This window comes from Streptomyces sp. AB3(2024), from assembly GCF_041862025.1.
In the GTDB taxonomy this organism is placed as follows: domain Bacteria; phylum Actinomycetota; class Actinomycetes; order Streptomycetales; family Streptomycetaceae; genus Streptomyces.
Window position 1 is genome coordinate 1 of the sequence record NZ_JBGWAB010000300.1, and the last position, 1657, is coordinate 1657.

Annotated in this window: 1 protein-coding gene; it reads left to right on the forward strand. The window is 70.7% G+C overall.

The features are described from left to right. Positions 1 to 1657: beta-ketoacyl synthase N-terminal-like domain-containing protein (locus ACEPPI_RS40455; RefSeq protein ID WP_373920231.1), on the forward strand; the 1657-nt coding region annotated here is incomplete at both ends.

Genomic DNA, 1657 nt, shown 5'->3' on the forward strand with positions numbered 1-1657 from the left:
AGGAGGGGATCCGGGCCCGTCAGGTGCCCGTCGACTACGCCTCGCATTCCGCGCATGTGGAGCGGATCGAGGCCGAGCTGCTGGAGGTGCTCGGGCCGATCGTGCCGCGCACGGCGGACATCCCGTTCTACTCGACCGTGAGCGCCGGGCCTGTCGACACCACCGGTCTCGATGCCGGGTACTGGTACCGCAACCTGCGCCACCCCGTCCGCTTCGAGGACACCGTCAAGGTCCTCCTGGAAGACGGCTTCGCCACCTTCGTGGAGTCCAGCGCGCACCCCGTCCTCACCATCGGGATCCAGGAGGCCGCCGACGCCGCCGGTGTCGACGTCCTGGCGACCGGTTCCCTGCGCCGTGACGAAGGTGGCCTGGAACGCTTCCTGACGTGCGCCGCCGAGCTGTTCGTGCGCGGCACCGACATCGACTGGGCGCAGCTCTTCGAGGGCACCGGCGCCCGCCGCGTCGACCTGCCCACGTACGCCTTCCAGCGCACCCACCACTGGCTGGGCTCCGGAGCGGCCGACGACCCGGCGCGGTCGCCGGCCGACACGGCCACCGAGACCCTGCTCAGCCGCGAACTGCGCGGTCGCTCCGAGAACGAGCAGCTCGACCACGTACTGGACCTGGTACGCGTCCACGCGGCCACCGTCCTCGGCCACATCTCCGCCGCGGCGATCGCGGCCGAGAAGACCTTCAAGGAACAGGGCTTCGAGTCGGTCAACGGCATCGAACTGCGCAACCGGCTGCGCGCCGCGACCGGCCTGCGCCTCCCCACGACCCTCATCTACGACGCCCCCACCCCGCTCGCCGTTGCTCGCCTGATCCGGGACGAGGCCGTCGAGACGCTCCAGGAGCAGGCCCCCCTCACGGCATCCGCCGCGGAGCCGCCCCGGCAGGCTGCCATCGCACCCCTTCCTGTCGACGAGCCGATCGCGATCGTGGGGATGGCGTGCCGTTTTCCGGGTGGGGTGAGTTCTCCGGAGGGTTTGTGGGATCTGGTGTCCTCGGGTGTGGACGCGGTGTCTGGTTTCCCGGTGGACCGTGGGTGGGACGTGGAGGGGCTGTTCGATCCGGAGCCTGGTGTTCCTGGTCGTTCGTATGTGCGGGAGGGGGGTTTCCTGCACGATGCGGGGGAGTTCGATGCGGACTTCTTCGGTATTTCGCCGCGTGAGGCGGTGGCGATGGATCCGCAGCAGCGGTTGCTGCTGGAGACGTCGTGGGAGGTGCTGGAGCGGGCGGGTGTGCCGGCCTCGTCGTTGCGGGGATCGCGCACGGGCGTCTTCGTCGGCGCCATGTCGCAGGAGTACGGTCCCCGGCTGTACGAACCCGCGCAGGGCTACGAGGGCTACCTCCTGACCGGCAACACGGCCAGCGTCATGTCCGGCCGCGTCTCGTACGCCCTGGGGCTGGAGGGCCCTGCGGTGACCGTGGACACGGCCTGCTCCTCCTCCCTGGTCGCACTGCACCTCGCCGTCCAGTCCCTGCGTAGTGGCGAATGCGACGTCGCCCTGGCCGGCGGCGCCTCGGTCATGGCCGCACCGGGCCTCTTCGTGGAGTTCTCGCAGCAGCGGGGGCTGGCGGTGGACGGCCGGTGCAAGGCGTTCTCGGACGCGGCGGACGGTACGGGCTGGGCCGAGGGTGTGGGGATGCTGCTGGT